We start from the raw sequence: 575 nt of genomic DNA on the forward strand, positions 1-575 counted from the left end.
GCAACAGTCAAGTCTGTCGCAGCGGCACTGAAGTCTATGACCTGGCCACTCTCATCGGCCTGATTGATTGCAATCGATAATGTATCCGCACCAATGCTCAGGCCATCGATACCTACAAAATTCACTTCCCCCGCACTGCCTTGGAGTGAGACCCAGTGACGACTTGGAGTCGCTTGCGAGGATTGTAATGCGAGGGCAAACTCCAAGCCCACGGCTTCCAGTCCGAGTGCGTCATCACTGCCCCCATTCAAACCAATAAACGCAGAAAGATTTGAACCACCCACTAATAAGCGATCGACGTCGACTTCCTCTTCATCGGCCAGAACCACCTTGCCAATGGACTGTTCGAAAGCAAGCGAACCAGTTACCGTGAAGAAGTTGGCCACGTTGAGAACTAATTCACCTGCTGCACGCGTGAGCTCTCCTAAAGCCCCGTCAGCGACTAATTCAAGTGAACTCTCAGGTCCGGTAGCGATTTCGTAAGCGTTTTCTGAGAAATCAGCGACGAGGTTTCCTTCACCACGATTGATTTCAACTGTCAGATTATTAGACTCAACTGTTAGATCATCCACACC

At 50.4% G+C, this 575-nt stretch carries 1 protein-coding gene; it reads right to left on the bottom strand.

The features are described 5' to 3' along the window. A partial coding sequence (locus QEH59_RS18690) for a hypothetical protein (protein ID WP_308986905.1) occupies positions 1-575 on the bottom strand: 575 nt, incomplete at both ends.

It is taken from the genome of Thalassobacterium sedimentorum (assembly GCF_031127905.1).
Lineage (GTDB): Bacteria > Verrucomicrobiota > Verrucomicrobiia > Opitutales > Coraliomargaritaceae > Thalassobacterium > Thalassobacterium sedimentorum.